Origin of the sequence: Amycolatopsis roodepoortensis (assembly GCF_024628825.1) — a bacterium.
Classification (GTDB): Bacteria; Actinomycetota; Actinomycetes; order Mycobacteriales; family Pseudonocardiaceae; genus Amycolatopsis; species Amycolatopsis roodepoortensis.
Genome location: NZ_CP102415.1, coordinates 3,497,329 through 3,512,960, shown reverse-complemented (window position 1 = coordinate 3,512,960; position 15,632 = coordinate 3,497,329). Strand labels below are relative to the sequence as shown.

Genomic DNA, 15,632 nt, shown 5'->3' with positions numbered 1-15,632 from the left:
ATATGACCGACCACGCCGCATTGTTGTCCGTCGCCAGCGAGGCCGTCGCCAAGGCCACCGGGATCATCCGCTCGATGACCTCGTTTTCCGTTGCCGCCAAAGGTGATCGCGATATGGTGACCGACGTCGACCTCGCCGTCGAGGACGCCGTCCGCGAATTCCTGGCCCGCGAGACGCCGGAGATCGGCATCCTCGGCGAGGAACGCGGGCACGAGGGCGACAAGGACCTCTGGTGGGCGCTCGACCCGGTCGACGGCACGGCGAATTTCGCGCGCGGTATCCCGCTGTGCGGCGTTTCGCTCGGGCTCGTGGACGGTCTCAAGAGCACGGTCGCGGCGATCTCCTTGCCGTTCCTCGACGTCACCTACACCGCTGTCGAGGGCCAGGGCGCGTACGCGGGCGGAGAGCGTCTTGAGGCGTCGAAAGCGACGGAGCTGTCCGACGCGATCGTGAGTGTCGGCGACTTCGCGGTCGGCGAGGGCGCGGAGGCCAAGAACCGCGTCCGGATGGCGCTGCTGGCCGAACTCGGCGGCCGCGTGCAGCGGGTCCGTTTCCTCGGCTCCGCGGCGATCGACCTGGCCTGGGTCGCGGACGGCAAACTCGACGCGAGCGTCATCCTCTCCAACCAGCCGTGGGACACGATGGCGGGTGTCCTGCTGGTACGGGAGGCCGGGGGACTGGTCGTCGACACCGACGGCGGCGACCACACGGTGCGTTCGGCGGCCACCATCGCGGTCGGTGCCGGGCTGCGTGACGAGATCGTCGCCGCGATCGCGCGCGCGGCGGGCTGAACTTCGTCACGCGGGAATTGAACCGGACGGGCGCCGCATCCGTGTCTACCGGTAAGGCGCCCGCATCTGGAGGTAACCGTGTTCACCTCGAATGTCCGCGTGACCGAACCGGTCGTCTTCGTCCTGCCGGGGGACACCGAGGACGTCAGCGGTGAATACGACCGCCGGATGTGCCAGAACCTCCCGGCCACCGGCCTTCCGCTGCTGGAACTGCCGATCGCGGGCGAATGGCCGATGCCGGGTCCGCTGTCCCGGTCGAGACTGGCCCGTTCGCTCGCCGCGCTGCCCGACGACACCGTCGTCCTCATCGACGGCACGGTCGCCTGCGGGGTCCCGGAGATCGTGGTCCCGCACGCGCGGCGGCTGCGGCTGGCCGTCCTGGTCCACCGGCCGCTCGCCGACGACCCCGCGCTCGATCCGGCGCAGGCCGCCGAACTCGACGCGTGCGAACGCGAGACGCTGCGGCTGACGGGGATGATCGTCGCCACCGGGCCGTGGCTCGCGCGGCAGCTGATCGACCGGCACGACCTCGACCCGACGCGGGTCTACGTCGCGACACCCGGCACGGACGCGGCCCCGCTCGCCGCCGGGGCCGACGGCGTCTCCCGGCTGCTGTGTCTCGCGCCGATGACCGCGCGCCACGGCCAGGACGTGCTCATCCGCGCGCTTTCGATGGTCGACGAACTGGCGTTCAAATGCGTGTTCGCCGGTGCGACACAGCACGATCCCGCGTATGTCGACGAGTTGCGCTGGACGGTCGAACGGCTCGGGCTCGGTTCGCGGATCAGCCTCATCCAGCCGCCGGACGATCTCGATCTGGTCTACGACGGCGCGGATCTGCTCGTGCTGCCCGCACGCGGCGGCACGTCCGGGCTGGTCGTCGCCGAGGCGCTCGCGCGCGGAATCCCCGTGGTGACCACCGAAACCGCCGGCGCGCACGACGCGCTCGGCACGGCGCCCGGCGGCGGTGTCCCCGGGATGCTGGTGCCGCCGAACAACCCCTCGGCGCTCGCGGCGGCGTTGCTGCGCTGGTCGCTCGACGCCGAACTCCGCCATTCCCTGCGGACGTCGGCGCTCGCGCGGAGCAGCGTCCTGGAGGAATGGGACGTCGCCGCGGGCAGGCTCACCGACGTCCTTTCCCGGCTACAGGCGGCGCCGCGTCAGCCCGCTTGATCATCGCCCGGAAGCAGCTATCGGGCGGGTCACGGGCTCGCTTGACTTGGCGGCATGCGAATCGTCGATCTTGCGTCCCGTCCCGATCTCCTCGATGCCGCGCTGAACCTCGGCGATGTCGGCGGTGAGTTCATCTACGCCGGGTTCAGCGGCAAGATGATCACTCCGGAACGGTTCCTGCGCCATTGGTCGCGGTACTTCCTGATCGCGCTGGACGACGACGGCGAACCGATCGCGCGGGCGCTGTCGGTCCCGCTGACCTATCCGGCCGAGGACCGCCGCGAACTGCCGGCGCACGGCTGGGACGAGGCGATCCAGTGGGCCGCGCAGGACCTCATGGACGGTCGCGCGCCGGACACCCTGTGCGCTCTGGAAGTCGTTGTGGCGCCACGGAAGCGTGGGACGGGCCTGTCCACGCCGATGCTGAAGGCGCTGAAGGCGCGGGCGGCCGAGACGGGGCTGAAGCGGCTGATCGTCTCCGTGCGCCCGATCGGCAAGGAGGACGAACCGGACACGCCCATGGAGTCCTACGCCGTCCGGCGGCGCGACGACGGGCTTTTCGCCGACCGCTGGCTGCGCACCCACGAACGGCTCGGCGCGCGGATGATCAAGGTGTGCCCGTTCGCGGTGACGATCTCGGGCTCGATCGCGGACTGGCACGAGTGGACCGGCGTCAAACTCGCCGACGGCGACAACGTGATCCCCGGCGGGATCGCGCCGGTGCACGCGAACGTCGAGCGGGACTGCGGGGTCTACGTGGAGGCGAACGTGTGGATGGAGCATCCGTTCTGAGCGGTGGTCCCGGGTGGTTGGCGGTGAAGGTGGAGGTTGCGAAAGTGGCTTTCGCAACGCTGAGGGTTGCGAAAGTGGCTTTCGCAACCCTCAGTGGGCAGGGCAGCCGATGGCTGCGGCCTGGTGCGGGTGCCGGGTCGCGGTGGGCGCTCGTTCACGACCGGGAGTGCCGCGAGGGTGTCGCGAAAGCCACTTTCGGGACATCAGGCGTCGCGAAAGTGGCTTTCGCGACACGCTCCGGCAGCGGGTGTCGCGACACTCCGCGCCTAGTCCGTTCCTCGCGACTTCCGGCAGGATCGTCGCATCGGCCGCACCCGGCCCCGGCCGTGCCGCACAGTAAGGCCATGGGTATTTCGCGAGTCGGTTTCGCCGGGCTGGGCAGTATGGGCGAGCCGATGGCACTGAACCTGGCGCGGGCCGGAATCCCGTTGCTCGTCTGGAATCGCACCCCGGGTAAAGCAGTGGCCGAGGCGGCCGAGGACGTCGCCGAGCTCTTCGCGCGGTGCGACGTCGTGATTCTCATGCTCAAGGACGCGGCCGCCGTCGACGCCGTGCTCGATCGCGGCGGGCCCGCGTTCGGCGGCAGGGTGGCCGGCCGCACGATCGTCCACATGGGAACGACGGCGCCCGGCCACTCCCGCGAACTCGAAGCAGAACTCCTCGCGGCTGGGGCGAAGTACGTGGAGGCGCCGGTCTCCGGCTCGCGGATCCCGGCGGAGGCGGGTGAACTGGTCGCGATGCTCGCGGGGGATCCCGCCACGATCGAGGAGGTCCGCGAGCTGTTCGCGCCGATGTGCCGGGAAACCGTGCACTGCGGGCCGGTGCCCAACGGGCTCCTGATGAAGCTGGCGGTCAACGTGCACCTGACCGCGGTCGTGACCGGGCTCGCCGAGACCTTTCACTTCGCCCGCGCGCACGGGCTCGATCCCGCCCTGCTCGCCGACGTCCTCGGCGCCGGGCAGCTGGCCAGCCCGATCCTGCGGGTCAAGGCGCCCAAACTCGTCGAGGGGGATTTCACGCCGCAGGCCTCGATCGCGAACGTGCTGGCCAACGTCGAGCTGATCGCGGCCGCGGCGAGGGAGGCTGGGCTCGACTTGCCGCTGATCGAGGCGTCCCGCGCCCTCTACGCCGAGACCGCGCGGCTCGGTTTCGGCGCGGAGGACATGGTGGCCGTTGTCAAAGCCCTCGAAGCGCGGCCGCATCCAGAGGACTGAATGCGGGCAGAGGTCAGCCGCGCAGGGCCGAAGCGATCCGGCCGGCCGCGGCGAAGGACTCTTCCTCCGGCTCGCCGAGCAGCGGGAGCAGGATGACGGACTCGGTCCCGGCCGCGTACAGCGCGCGGACCTGCTCGGCGCAGCGGTCGAGCGGCCCGCTGATGCTCAGCCGGTCGATCCACTCGGGCCGCAGCCGCCGCGCCAGTTCCGCCCGGTCGCCGTTCACGGCGGCGACCTCGGCCAGCAGTTCGGCGCCGAAGTCCAGCGGTTCCAGCGCCGGGCCCGAGTTCGGCCCGATCGCGGAAGCGACGTCGGCCCGGGCGCGCTCGCGGGCCCGTTCGGGATCGGCGTCGAGGGCGAGCCAGTTGTAGGTGGCGATCGTATGGCCGTCGACACCGATGAGGTCGCGTGTCGCGCGGACGTACTCCGGGGTCGCCGGTTCGGCGAGGAGCGTCCCGTCGGCGACCCGGCCCGCCGCCGCGAGCGACTTCGGCCCGCGGACACCGGCGATGAGCTTCGGCGGCAGCGCGGGCGGGAACTCCAGCTCGACCTCGTCGAGCCGGACGTGCTTGCCCTCGAAGGAAACCCGCTCACCCGCCAGCAGCCGCCGGATCACCGTCAGCGTCTCCTCGAAGGCCGCCAGCGCCGATTTCGGCCACGCGTCGATCTGCCGCATCCAGCTCGGCACGCCGTGCCCGAAGCCGACGATCAGCCGTCCCGGGTACAGCTCCGCCAGCGCCGCGATCTCCATCGCCGCGATGGCCGGGTTCCGCGCCACGGCGGGCATGATGCCGATGCCGAGGGTGATCTTCTCGGTCGCCGCCAGCACCGCCGACGCCGTCGCGATCCCGCCCGCGTAGAAGCAGTCCTCGACGATCCAGACCTCGTCCAGGCCTTCCTGTTCCGCGCGCTGGGCCAAACTCTTCAGCCGGGCGGCGGGCAGTTCACGTGGGATCCTGACGCCGAGCCGTGACACCAAGATGATCATCTCCTGAGCCGGGAACCGATCTTTCCCGACTACAGCACTCCGCGCTCCGATGCCGCAACCGAATAACGCGATTCGTCCTCTGGATGCGGTACACGCACACGCGAGTACCGGATCCAGAGGACGAAATGCGGGAGGGGGTCAGGCCAGGTACTCGGCGGCGGCGCGAAGGCTGACGTAGGACCCGCTGAACGTGTCGATCCGCGGGCCGTCGTCCGAGTCCGGTCCCGGCACGCCGGTCTCGACCCGGATGTACTCCACAGAAGACTCGCGCAGCCAGCCGAGGAATTCGCGGACCTCGGGGTGCCGGTGCGCCTCGCGCGTCACGACCACGACGTCGCGGGCGCCCTGGACGGCGTCGATCGCGGTCGCGATCTCGTTCCCGGTGACCTTGAGCGTCCGCGTGCCGGGCACAAGTCCGGTCAGATGCGAGCCGAGCCCCCACGGCATCGGACCGGCCGCGATGATCGGCTCGGTCTCGATGTCGATGACCAGCGGCGGCCCCGCCAGCTTCGGCGAACCCTGGATCCGCAGCGCCTTGCGCGCCGCCTCCAGCCCGAGCTGGTGATCGACCGGGACGATCGGCGTCGACACCGGCGGAGCACCGAGCGCCGCGACCCGCTCCGACGCCTCGGCCAGCCGCTCCAGCGGCAGTTCACCGGACTCGACGGCGGCCGCGATGACCGCCGCGATCCGGTTCAGCTCGTCCTCTTCGAACGACACACCGCCGAGGCACAACGCGTCGGCACCGGCGATCAGCGCGCGCACCGACGCCCGGCCGACGCCTTCGGTCTTGCCGAGTTCGCCTGCCACGGCACCCATGTCGAGCGCGTCGGTGATCACCGCGCCGGTGAAGCCGAGTTCGCCGCGCAGGACGTCGGTGAGCGCCTTCGGGTTGAGCGTCGCGGGCAGGTCGCCCCACGCGGGCACGACGAGATGCCCGGTCATCACCGCGCGCACCCCCGCCGCGATCGCCGCCTTGAACGGGACGAGTTCGATCTCGTGCAGTTCCGCCTCGGTCCTGGACAGCACCGGCAGCGCGTGATGCGAATCGTCGGTGGCCGCCCCGTGCCCGGGGAAATGCTTGGCCGACGCGGCGACGCCGTACTTCTGCAGGCCGGTGATGTACGCCGCGACATGCGGTGACGCCTTCACCGGATCCGAACCGAACGCCCGGACCCCGATCGAGGGATCCTCGGCCGCCAGCGTCAGATCCGCGCACGGGGCGAAGTTGATCGTGACCCCGCACGCGGCCAGCCGCTCGCCGAGCGCCGCCGCGACCGACGTCGTCAGCTCGACGTCGTCCGCGGCGCCGAGTGCGAGCGGTCCGGGGACGAACGAGCCGGTGGCGACGTCGAGCCGTGTGACGTCACCGCCCTCCTCGTCGATGCCGACGAGCACGTCGGGCCGTTCCGCCCGCAGCTGCGCGCTCAGCGCGGCCACCTGCTCGTCGTCGACCACGTTGCGGCCGAACAGGATCGTGCCGCCGAGACCGTCGGCCACCTTGCGCCGCAGCCAGTCCGGCGCCGTCGTGCCGTCGAAGCCCGGCACGAGAACCGAGCTCGCCAACTTTTCCGGTGAGGACAACGCTTATCCCTTCACTGCGCCTGCGGTCAGGTTGGACACGAGCTTGCGCTGGACGAGGATGAAGAACACCAGCGCGGGCACGGCGTAGATCACCGACGCCGCCATGATGCCGCCCCAGTCCACGGAAAACGCCGTCCGGAACGACGAAAGCCACACCGGCAGCGTCTGCTTGCTCTGGTCGCGCATGAACACGAACGCGAACAGGAACTCGTTCCACGCGGTGATGAAGCTGAACACCGACGTGGTCACCAGTCCCGGGGCGAGCAGCGGCAGCGTCACCCGGCGGAACGCGCCCGCCCGGCTGCAACCGTCGATCATCGCGGCCTCTTCGAGGTCGTACGGGATGCCGTTGACGAAGCCGTAGAGCATCCAGCACGTGAAGGGCAGCGTCGCCGCGAAGTACACCAGCAGCAGCGAAGGCAGCTGGTTGAGCAGCCCGGCGTCGCGCATCAGCAGGTACATCGGGATCAGCAGCGCCTCGAACGGCGCGAGCTGCGCGACCAGCACCAGCATCAGGAAACCCTTGCGCCCGCGGAATCGCATGCGGGACAAAGTGACCGCCGCCAGTACGCCCGCGACGAGCGAGCACAGCACGGCGCCGATCGTGACGATCAGGCTGTTGGTGAGATAGGTGGTGAACCCGGGCTTCGTCAGCGCCGTGACGAAGTTTTCGAACGTCACCGAGAGCGGGATCAGGTCGTACTCCGGTGACAGGACCTGGCCCGGCGTCTTCAGCGAGGACGTGACCATCCAGTACGTCGGGAAGACGAACAGGAGGGCCACGATCACCCCGAACGTGCCGAGGCCGATCCGCTGGATCAGGGACTTCTTCATGACAGATCGGCCTCCTTCGTGCGCACCAGCAGCTGGACGTACCGGGCGGTGAGCAGGATCAGCACGAGCATCATCAGCAGGGCGGCGGTCGCCGCCAGGCCGAAGTGGTTGCCCGCGAGGCCCTTGAGGTACATGTAGACCGGCAGTGTCGTGCTGGCGCCGTCCGGCCCGCCCTGGCGGATCGCCCACACCTGGGCGAACAGCTTGAAGTCCCACAGGACCGACAGGAACGTCACCATGGTGAGGATCGGCCGGATGGCGGGCCAGCTGACCGCCCAGAACGCCTGCCAGGCGTTCGCGCCGTCGATGCCAGCGGCCTCGTACTGCTCCTTCGGGACGCCGAGAAGCCCGGCGTACAGGGTGAACGCCACGAACGGCACGGCCTGCCAGACGACCAGCAGGCCGATGACGGTCAGGGTGCTCGGCCCGGTGGAGAACCAGGAATGCCCGATGAACCCGTCGAAGCCGAGTTTCGCGAGCGTCTTGTTCAGGATCCCGTACTGCTGATCGAAGATCCACTGGAAGACCGTGGTCGTCGCGAGCACCGGGGTCGCCCACGCGAGGATCAGCGCGACCTGCAGGATCACCCGGACGACCGGATTGAGATGCCGCATCAGCAGCGCCATGAACAGCGCGAGCAGCAGGGTGGTGAGCACGACCGCGGCGGTGAACACCAGCGTGCGGACGGTGATCTCCCAGAATTCGGGGTCGGACAGGATCTCGGAGAAGTTCTCGAATCCGATCCAGACCATTTCTCCGGAGACCAGCTCACGGAGGTCGAGCTTGCGGAAACTGATCCCGATCAGCTGCAACGTCGGCCAGCCGAGCAGGACAAGGATCGCGACCAGCGCGGGAAGGATCAGCAGATACGGCGCCGTCCGTTCGCCGAGACGGAGGCGCCGATTCGATTTCGGCGGCTTGATGCGCGGCGAAGCCGGCGGGGAGGACCCCGCCGGCGTCGTCACATCTTTTGTCGTGGTCATCCGCCGATGAGCTTGTCGAGCGCGGCGTTGGCGTCGGCGGTCGCCTGGTCGAGCGATTTCGCGCCGGTCAGGTACGCGGTCATCATGTCCTTGATCGGGTTCTGACCGGACTCGACGTCACCCCACTTGGGGCTGGTCGGCACGGCGCGGCCGTTCTTGGCCGCCTCGGCCATGACCTTGCCGAACTCGCTGCCGGCGAGGGCGGAGACGTCGGTCGAGGTACCGGGGACGTAGCCGGCCTTGGCGAACTCGGTCTGGTACTTCGGGGTGCTGATCAGCTTGACGTAGTCCTTGGCCGCGGCCGCGTTCTTGCTGTTGGCCGGGATGACCAGGTTGGAGCCACCGAGGAAGACCGGGGCAGGCTTGCCCGCGGTCTTGCCGGGGATCGGGAAGGCGCCCGACTTCCCCTTGATCGACGGGTCGGTCTTGGCGGCGGTCTCGATACCACCCGACACGGCGATCATCATCGCGACCTTGCCCGCGCCGTAGATACCTTCCTGCTGCGGCGTCGCTTCGTCGGCGTCCTTCGGCGCCTTGGTGCCGGAAGCCTCGGTGAGCTGCTTGTAGAACTCGAGCCCGGCCTTCGCCTGCGGGGTGTCCAGGGTCGACTTGAAGGACTTCCCGTTGGCCTGCGCGATGTCGCCGCCCTCGTCCCAGATGTAGGACAGCAGCTCGTACCAGTTCTGACCGGCGTGGTAGAGGGCCTGGAACTCGGGGTCGCTGCCGAACTTGGCCTTGAGCTTGGTGATCGCGTCGAGCCATTCCGTCCGCGACTTCGGCGTCGCGGTGATACCGGCCTGCTCGAACATGTCCTTGCGGTAGATGACCTCGCGGTTGGCCGCGTAGAACGGGACGCCGTAGGTCTTGCCGTCGAATTCGCCGGAGGCCTTGAGGCCCTGGAGCCACTGGTCGCCGTTGAAGTCCTTCACGCTCGCGGTGAGGTCGGAGAGCACGCCCTGGTTCGCGAACGCGGGGGTCTGGGTGTTGCCCAGCTCGATCACGTCCGGCGGGTTGTCACTGGCCAGCGCGGTGGTCAGCTTCTGCTGGATGCCGTTCCACTGCTGGATCTCGTACTTGACCTTGACGCCGGGGTGCGCGTCTTCGAATTCCTTGTGGAGCGAGTTCGTCAGGGCTTCCGGGGCGGTCCCCGTCATGAGCCAGACCGTGAGCGTGCCGTTCGAGGCCGGAGCGCTCGAATTCGTGCTGTCGCCACTGCCGGAACCGGCGCAGCCCGCCGTCGCGAGGGTGATGGCGGCGGCGCCCGCAGCCATCTTGAGCCAGCGCTTCACTCGTGCCGTCCTTTCGATGCCCGGCCACCATGCCGGGCTCCCACAAAATGGTGTAGACCAATGCGGGCAGCGTGGTACGTACCACTCCGACTGTCAAGCAGGTGGCCGGTTCGTTGTAAACGAGCCGCAATCTTTAACCTTGAGTGAGCGCATGATCACGCTGATGATCGGATTTCGGCGTGCTCGTCAGTGCCTCGCGAGGCGTACTGACATGCGGTTTTTCTTTGGCTGTACCGATGATCGGGGCATTCGGCGGGAGGCCGTTGCGCCGTTCGGACGCACGAAAGGCTCGCGTTCGCCGACCGGGCCCGCGGCATGGTGATCACGGTCGATGCCGGGCCGCCGACGCGTTGCGAAAGCCACTTTCGCAACGTTGAAGGTTGCGAAAGTGGCTTTCGCAACCTTCTCTCGCGGCTAGCGCTGGGCTTCGTCGTCTTCGGCGGGCGGCTTGATGCCGAGCAGCGCGCGCGTCTGGTCCTGGAGGAACCACGCCAGCGTCGCGCAGGCGATCAGCAGGACGAGCGGCAGGACCGGGCCGCCGTTGGGGAGGATGAACAGCTCCGTGACGCTCGCGCCGACCATGATCCCGGCCAGCAGGAGCGCCGACGGCCCGCCGAGGCGGGGGACGAGCAGCCCGATCGCGCCGCCGACCTCGAGTACGCCGGTGACGTACCGGAGCCATTGCCCGAGCCCGATCTCGGCGAAGGTCTGTTCGGTGTGGCCGCCCGCGAACAGCAGGTAACCGCTGTAGAGGAACTCGGCCGCGAGCGCGACGCGCACGATCCACAGCACGATCGAGCCGGCGAGCCGGCCGCGGGTACCGCTGGTTCCTTCGGGCATGCCGGGCATCCTTCTCCTGGTGAGCGAGGCTGGCAAGGCGCTGACGAGGAGCCGGGACGTGTCGCGAAAGGCACTTTCAGGACGTCTGATGTCCCGAAAGTGGCTTTCGCGACACGGCTGCCGGCATCGCGAGCCGCATTCAGAGGACTAAACGCGGGTCAGGCGGGGATCTGCCACGACTGGCCGGCCGCACCGTCGCAGGTCCGGATCACCAGCCGCGTGCCCTCACCGGTGCCACCGCCCTCGACGTCGAGGCATTTGCCGGACTGCGGGTTGACCAGCGTCGAACCCTGCCGCCGCCAGGTCTGCGCCCCGGTCGTGTTGCAGTCCCACAGCTGCACGCGCGTCCCGTCCGCCGTCCCGCTGCCGGCGACGTCCAGGCATTTCCCGAGCGAGCGCAGGGTCCCGTTCTGCACGGCCCACGTCTGCGCGGGGGTGCCGTTGCAGTTCCACAGCCGGACCGCCGTGCCGTTCGCGGTCTGCGAATGGTCGACGTCGACACATTTCCCGGTCACCCCGGTGATCCGCCCGGCGGGATACGGGGTGCCGCCGCGGATCAGGTACTCGCTGTCGGCCACGTTCCAATGCGTCGCGAGATAGCTTCCGGGCGCGGGGTTGGTGTGGAAGTAGTCGTCCCCGAGGCAGTCGATCTGGTTCTCCGGCGCGCCGGGGCACACCTTCTTCAGGCCGCCCGGCGGGAGGCCGCCGTCGTCGTAGCACATGATGTCTTCGTCGTCCCAGCAATGGCCGTACGGTGTCGCGTTCGGCGCGCTGCCCTGGACGGCGCCGAGGTTGTGCAGGAGTTCGTGCCCGGTGGCCTGCCAGCTCCAGCAGCCCGTGCCGACGGTGGCGTAGTGCGGCCCGCCGTTGTACGGGTTGCTCGCGCCGGGGCTGTCGTTGCCGCCGTTGCCGAACGCGAGCCCGCAGCCGCCGGCGTCGTACCAGACGATGTACTTGCGGTCGGCGCGGTTGTAGCCCTGTGCCTTGATGGCGTTGGTGATGGTGTCCACATTCGCCATCGCGGACTGGGCGATGACGACGTTCGCGATCGTGGCCCGGCAGCTCGCGTCGTGGACGTACCGGACGTGCCGGACGCCGCCGCCGAGCCGGGCCGCGGCTTCGACGAAGAGGTCGTCGATCTGGCTCGTGAAGGTCTGGAACTGACCGGCGAACTGGCCGTACCGGTCCGCTTGCGTGTTCCCGCGGACATAGAGCGCTTGAACGCGTTTTCCGCTGACACCGTCACCGTCGCAGACCGCCGAGGCTTCGGCCGCGGCGGCAACGGGGGCGGGCACGGAAAGGACGCCGAGCGCCAACGCGGCGCCCGCCACGAGTCTGAGGAATCTTCCGGTCATGCCGAACCGCCTTTTCATCGCAGGGATGAGGCATCCGGATGCTTCAGAGAGGTCTAGACCGGCTGGAATCATAAGCGGCGAAAGGTGGGCATGTCACTGACAGAACAGGACACACGTCACTTCTGCTCGCCGAGGAGTATCTGTTCGAGCAACAGGTCCACGTCACGGGCGGACTCGGCCTCACCTATCCGGTGGAACGTTTCGGCGGCGCGGAGCGCGCGCCGGGCGGCTTCCCGCACCCGGCCCGCGGCGCTGAGCACGTGGGCGGCGACGTGATCGAGCTGGGCGACGAGATGTTCCCGGACGGGCGCGGTTTCGGTTTCCACGGCGTGCACGGCGGTTTCCGCGGCGTCGAGCGCGGTCAGCGCCGCGTCGAGGTCGCCGGACCGCAGCCGGGACAGCGTCGCGGCGTTGCGGCAGGTGGCGGCCACGTAGCCGCCGCCGATCGCCGAGGCCGCGTCGGCGGCCCGCGCGTAGAAGTCGGCGGCGTTCGCGCCGTAGCCCAGCAGGTCGAGTTGCTCGGCGGCGGCCATGCTCACCGAGATGAAGGAATGCCCGGTGTCGCCCGAATCCTGGAGTATTTCGGCGAGGACGGCGTATTCGTCGAAGGCGCGTGAGGATTCGCCGAGCGCGCGGTAGCTGTCGGCGTACATCCACCGGCAGCGGTGCGCCCAGTCCGGTGACGCGGTGAGCAGGGCGATGGTGCGGGGCGCGACGTCGAGCACGTCGTCGTACCGGCCGGCGCCGTGCAGCGCGGTGACGAGGACGTACCAATGTTCCGCGGTGTCCTTGCCTTTCGACGCGGCGACACCGAGGGCCGCGTAGGCGTCGTCGACGGCTTCGGCGAACCGGCCGGTGCCGATCAGCGACAGCGCACGGAGATGACGCAGATGTCCGCGCAACCGTTCCGGACCGCCAACGGGCAGCGTCGACAGCAGGTGCTCGACGAAGAGGTCCAGCTCGTCGAGCGATCCCGTGCGCTCGTAGGCGATCCGGACCTGTTCGACGGCTTCGACGGCCTTCTCGCCGACGTTTCCGACGATGAAGGCGTCCGTCGCCGCCCGTGCGAGTTCCAGCGCGGTCACCGGATCCTCGCCGTCGCCGTTCCGCAGCGACGCATCCAGGCAGAGAAGTGTGCCGTGGAGCAAGGGATCGCCCGCTTCGCGAGCCCGCCCGGCACCCCGTCGCAAGGCCTCGTACGCCTCGGGATTACGGCCCTGCCCGGAAAGCACGTGCGCCAGCCAATATTCGCCCCAGCAGGCGGCGCGATCGTCCGTTCCGGCGCGCAACCGGGCCGCGGCCACCGTGGTCAGCGCGACCCCGGTCTCGGCCTGATCGTCGAAAACGAGCCAGAGTCCGAGCCAGCATTGGTTGAGCAGGAACCGGATTTCGTCGTTCTGGCGCCGGAATCCGGCGGCGGCGTGGCGCAGCCGTTCCTCGGTGTCGTCGCCCTGGAAGAAGATCGCGCGCAGTTCGGTCAGTCGCGGGGCGATTTCGTCCGGGACGGTTTCGATCGCCGCGAGACAGGCTCGGGCCTCCTCCGGTTCGCACCGGTGATTGTGGATCTCCGCGCGGATGACCAGTTCCTCGGCGGACAACCCCGGCGGGGGCGCGATCGGAGCCCGGGGGAGCGCGGAAGGCAGGAGTGGCAGGAATTCCGCGACCGGGTTAGCGGCCATTTTCCGTTCGGCGTACGCGGTGAAGTAACCGCTGTCCTCGTGTTCGTCGAGTTCTTCGGCTTCGACGAGCGCCGCCGCCCGCATCCGCCGATGGAGCCTGGCCAGGGGGACGCCGTCGTACGGGCCGTCGAGAATGAACGGGATCGCGCCGTATCCGGTTTCCGTCAACCGGCGGGTGAGCAGCGCGGCCGAGGCGAAGAACTCCAGTCTGTCCACGGCGTCCCCATGGTCGCCCACACCGTCCAAAAGCGACAGAAGCTCGACGCCGGTGTGCTCGTTGCCGGTGAGGGCGCAGAACTCCAGGCGCAGCGCGTGATCGCCGTAGCGGAACGGATCTCCGGCCGACGCCCTGCTCACCCATCGGTAGGCCGACGCGGCCTCGGCGTATTTGCCGGCGGCCGCCAGCGGCACCAAGGTCTGGCAGAGCCGGGTGATCTCGGCCCCGCCGGAGCCGTCCGCGCGGCGCGGTTCCACTTCCATGGTCCTGCCCCCAGAACAATGACGTCGACGCCGGATCTTAACTCCCGGCGCCGCGTCATGGTCCCGCTTTCGGGTGGTTCAGGGGACGCGTACGGCGGCGATTTGCGTCGCTTGGCCGATCAACCGGTTCTTCTCGTCCCAGAGTTCGGCGACCTCGTCCATCCGGTCGCCGCCGATCTCGCCCGCGCGCATCCGCACCCGCACCGGGCCCGGCGCCGGGATGCCGCGCAGGTACGCGGTGAACTGGACGGTCGGCGCCCAGCCCGCGATGCCGAGGTCGTGGGAGATCGGCGGCACCGGGTCGAGTGCCACGAGCAGGCTCACCGGATCCCAGTCGGTGCCATCGGCGAGCCGCAGCCAGGACGAGATGACGCCCTTCCGTGACGGCTGGCCCACCGCGAACCCCGCCGAGGCCGGGTCGATCCGCTGCTGGACGACGTCCATCAGGCCGATCCGGAACCCGCCCCCGCCGTCGGCCGGTACGGGCAGGCAGTCCTGTTCCGGCGGGATCTCGACCGGGTCCACTCCGGACCACCACGCGTCACCGTCGGCCAGGACGCCCTGCGTGATCAGGGCCTCGGTGCAGGGCTTGCCGTGCTGGCTCAGCCGCGCGCGCAACTGGGTGAGGCCGCGGCCTTCGCGCAGCACCTCGACCTCGACGACCGCCGGGCCGGGCTCCGGGGCAACGGAGAACGAGCCGCTGATCGCGGTCAGATGCGGATGCGAGGAGACCTCGGCGGCCGCCCTGGCGAGCACGGCGAGCAGATAGCCGCCGTGCAGCTTGGTCCCGATCGTCCACTGTGGATCGAGTGCGGTGTCGAACACCGGGCCGTCGCCCCGGCGGACGAGCGCGGTCGCGTTCTGGAAAGGCGCCATGACTCAAGCTGACATCGTCAAGTTGACGGTGTCAAGTCAATGCTGGCAGCATCACCGCATGGGCGCGAAGCGGACGAAGGCGCGGCCGGGTGAAGGGGAGAAGCTGCGGGGCGAGATCCTGTGCGCCGCCGACGCCCTGCTCGGCGAGGCGGGGACCGATGAGGCGCTGACGCTGCGTGCCGTCGCGCGACGGACCGGCGTCTCCACTCCGTCGGTCTACGCGCATTTCCCGAGCCGCGACGCCTTGCTGGAGGCGGTCTGCCTGCGGGTGTGGGACGAACTCGCGCGCCGGATGCGCGAACACGCCGTCGAGGTCGCCGATCCGATGCGCGCGCTCAGCCGGTGCGCGCGGGTGTACGCCCGGTTCGCCCTCGACCATCCGGTGCAGTACCGGGTGCTCCTGATGCGTCCCTCCGGCGGTTCGTCCCCCGGCGCGGTCGCCTGTTTCCGGTATCTCGCCGACGCGACGGCCACCTGTGTGCGGGCCGGGATCCTGCACGGTGAGCCGGAAATCCTCGCGATGGGGCTCTGGTCGGCGATGCACGGCTGCGTGAGCCTGCTGATCGCCCAGCCGGGCTTCGGCTGGCCGGAGGAACCGGAGGCGCTGATCGACACCGTCATCCGGATGGCCGGTCTCGGCACGGCGCTCGCCTCCCGCGTGCCCCGGGACGCCATTCCGCCGAGTGCCGTACTGGCGGAAGACCTCGACGGACTGGCGGCGGGCTGGGCGGTGCGGGCGGGGCGGACTGGATAG

Annotated in this window: 14 protein-coding genes; 5 read left to right on the top strand and 9 right to left on the bottom strand. The window is 69.5% G+C overall.

Translation table 11 applies throughout. The features are described from left to right. Nucleotides 1-2: 2 nt before the first annotated feature. The 4 genes from NQK81_RS16245 to NQK81_RS16230 all read left to right on the top strand — a co-directional run bounded on the left by NQK81_RS16245 (nt 3) and on the right by NQK81_RS16230 (nt 3,970). Nucleotides 3-791 (top strand): inositol monophosphatase family protein, encoded by a 789-nt coding sequence (locus tag NQK81_RS16245; RefSeq protein ID WP_257488878.1) that lies wholly within the window; start codon nt 3-5, stop codon nt 789-791. Nucleotides 792-869: 78 nt separating this feature from the next. After that, a complete protein-coding gene (locus NQK81_RS16240; protein WP_126734002.1) occupies nt 870-1,964 on the top strand; it encodes a glycosyltransferase family 4 protein in 1,095 nt (364 codons plus the stop codon). Between the two features lie 54 nt (nt 1,965-2,018). Continuing rightward, complete coding sequence (locus tag NQK81_RS16235) at nt 2,019-2,756, top strand: GNAT family protein (protein ID WP_126734001.1); 738 nt, start codon at nt 2,019-2,021, stop codon at nt 2,754-2,756. Between the two features lie 344 nt (nt 2,757-3,100). Continuing rightward, entirely contained in the window at nt 3,101-3,970 is an 870-nt protein-coding gene (locus NQK81_RS16230; RefSeq protein WP_257488877.1) for an NAD(P)-dependent oxidoreductase, read from the top strand. A gap of 13 nt (nt 3,971-3,983) precedes the next feature. Here NQK81_RS16230 and NQK81_RS16225 read toward each other — a convergent pair whose 3' ends face one another. From NQK81_RS16225 to NQK81_RS16185, 9 genes are all read right to left on the bottom strand, one after another. Further along, entirely contained in the window at nt 3,984-4,958 is a 975-nt protein-coding gene (locus NQK81_RS16225) for an LLM class flavin-dependent oxidoreductase (protein ID WP_371878875.1), read from the bottom strand. Nucleotides 4,959-5,096: 138 nt separating this feature from the next. Continuing rightward, nucleotides 5,097-6,542: a glycoside hydrolase family 3 protein gene (locus NQK81_RS16220; protein WP_257488876.1), complete on the bottom strand. Its 1,446-nt coding sequence runs from the start codon at nt 6,540-6,542 to the stop codon at nt 5,097-5,099. 3 nt (nt 6,543-6,545) lie between these two features. After that, nucleotides 6,546-7,376: a carbohydrate ABC transporter permease gene (locus tag NQK81_RS16215; RefSeq protein WP_257488875.1), complete on the bottom strand. Its 831-nt coding sequence runs from the start codon at nt 7,374-7,376 to the stop codon at nt 6,546-6,548. Then, nucleotides 7,373-8,359, bottom strand: a complete 987-nt coding sequence (locus NQK81_RS16210) for a carbohydrate ABC transporter permease (RefSeq protein WP_126733995.1) — start codon at nt 8,357-8,359, stop codon at nt 7,373-7,375. The genes NQK81_RS16215 and NQK81_RS16210 overlap by 4 nt, the downstream gene beginning before the upstream one ends. Beyond that, nucleotides 8,356-9,648, bottom strand: coding sequence for an extracellular solute-binding protein (locus NQK81_RS16205; protein WP_126733994.1), 1,293 nt, complete (start codon nt 9,646-9,648; stop codon nt 8,356-8,358). The genes NQK81_RS16210 and NQK81_RS16205 overlap by 4 nt, the downstream gene beginning before the upstream one ends. Nucleotides 9,649-10,062: 414 nt before the next feature. Then, nucleotides 10,063-10,488: a DoxX family protein gene (locus tag NQK81_RS16200; protein WP_257488874.1), complete on the bottom strand. Its 426-nt coding sequence runs from the start codon at nt 10,486-10,488 to the stop codon at nt 10,063-10,065. Between the two features lie 158 nt (nt 10,489-10,646). Next, nucleotides 10,647-11,843 (bottom strand): RICIN domain-containing protein, encoded by a 1,197-nt coding sequence (locus tag NQK81_RS16195; RefSeq protein WP_257488873.1) that lies wholly within the window; start codon nt 11,841-11,843, stop codon nt 10,647-10,649. Between the two features lie 116 nt (nt 11,844-11,959). Continuing rightward, on the bottom strand, nt 11,960-14,002 hold the full coding sequence (locus NQK81_RS16190) for a hypothetical protein (RefSeq protein ID WP_257488872.1): 2,043 nt from the start codon (nt 14,000-14,002) through the stop codon (nt 11,960-11,962). Nucleotides 14,003-14,080: 78 nt separating this feature from the next. Next, complete coding sequence (locus NQK81_RS16185) at nt 14,081-14,878, bottom strand: thioesterase family protein (protein WP_257488871.1); 798 nt, start codon at nt 14,876-14,878, stop codon at nt 14,081-14,083. A gap of 58 nt (nt 14,879-14,936) precedes the next feature. On the opposite strand from NQK81_RS16185, the gene NQK81_RS16180 reads away from it, so the two are divergent. Next, complete coding sequence (locus NQK81_RS16180; RefSeq protein WP_257488870.1) at nt 14,937-15,632, top strand: TetR/AcrR family transcriptional regulator; 696 nt, start codon at nt 14,937-14,939, stop codon at nt 15,630-15,632.

Bases quoted from the DNA above. Each gene is read 5' to 3' on its own strand.
- NQK81_RS16245 (WP_257488878.1), top strand. From the start codon at position 3: ATGACCGACCACGCCGCATTGTTGTCCGTCGCCAGCGAGGCCGTCGCC.
- NQK81_RS16235 (WP_126734001.1), top strand. From the start codon at position 2,019: ATGCGAATCGTCGATCTTGCGTCCCGTCCCGATCTCCTCGATGCCGCG.
- NQK81_RS16230 (WP_257488877.1), top strand. From the start codon at position 3,101: ATGGGTATTTCGCGAGTCGGTTTCGCCGGGCTGGGCAGTATGGGCGAG.
- NQK81_RS16225 (WP_371878875.1), bottom strand. From the start codon at position 4,958: ATGATCATCTTGGTGTCACGGCTCGGCGTCAGGATCCCACGTGAACTG.
- NQK81_RS16215 (WP_257488875.1), bottom strand. From the start codon at position 7,376: ATGAAGAAGTCCCTGATCCAGCGGATCGGCCTCGGCACGTTCGGGGTG.
- NQK81_RS16210 (WP_126733995.1), bottom strand. From the start codon at position 8,359: ATGACCACGACAAAAGATGTGACGACGCCGGCGGGGTCCTCCCCGCCG.
- NQK81_RS16200 (WP_257488874.1), bottom strand. From the start codon at position 10,488: ATGCCCGAAGGAACCAGCGGTACCCGCGGCCGGCTCGCCGGCTCGATC.
- NQK81_RS16195 (WP_257488873.1), bottom strand. From the start codon at position 11,843: ATGACCGGAAGATTCCTCAGACTCGTGGCGGGCGCCGCGTTGGCGCTC.
- NQK81_RS16190 (WP_257488872.1), bottom strand. From the start codon at position 14,002: ATGGAAGTGGAACCGCGCCGCGCGGACGGCTCCGGCGGGGCCGAGATC.
- NQK81_RS16185 (WP_257488871.1), bottom strand. From the start codon at position 14,878: ATGGCGCCTTTCCAGAACGCGACCGCGCTCGTCCGCCGGGGCGACGGC.
- NQK81_RS16180 (WP_257488870.1), top strand. From the start codon at position 14,937: ATGGGCGCGAAGCGGACGAAGGCGCGGCCGGGTGAAGGGGAGAAGCTG.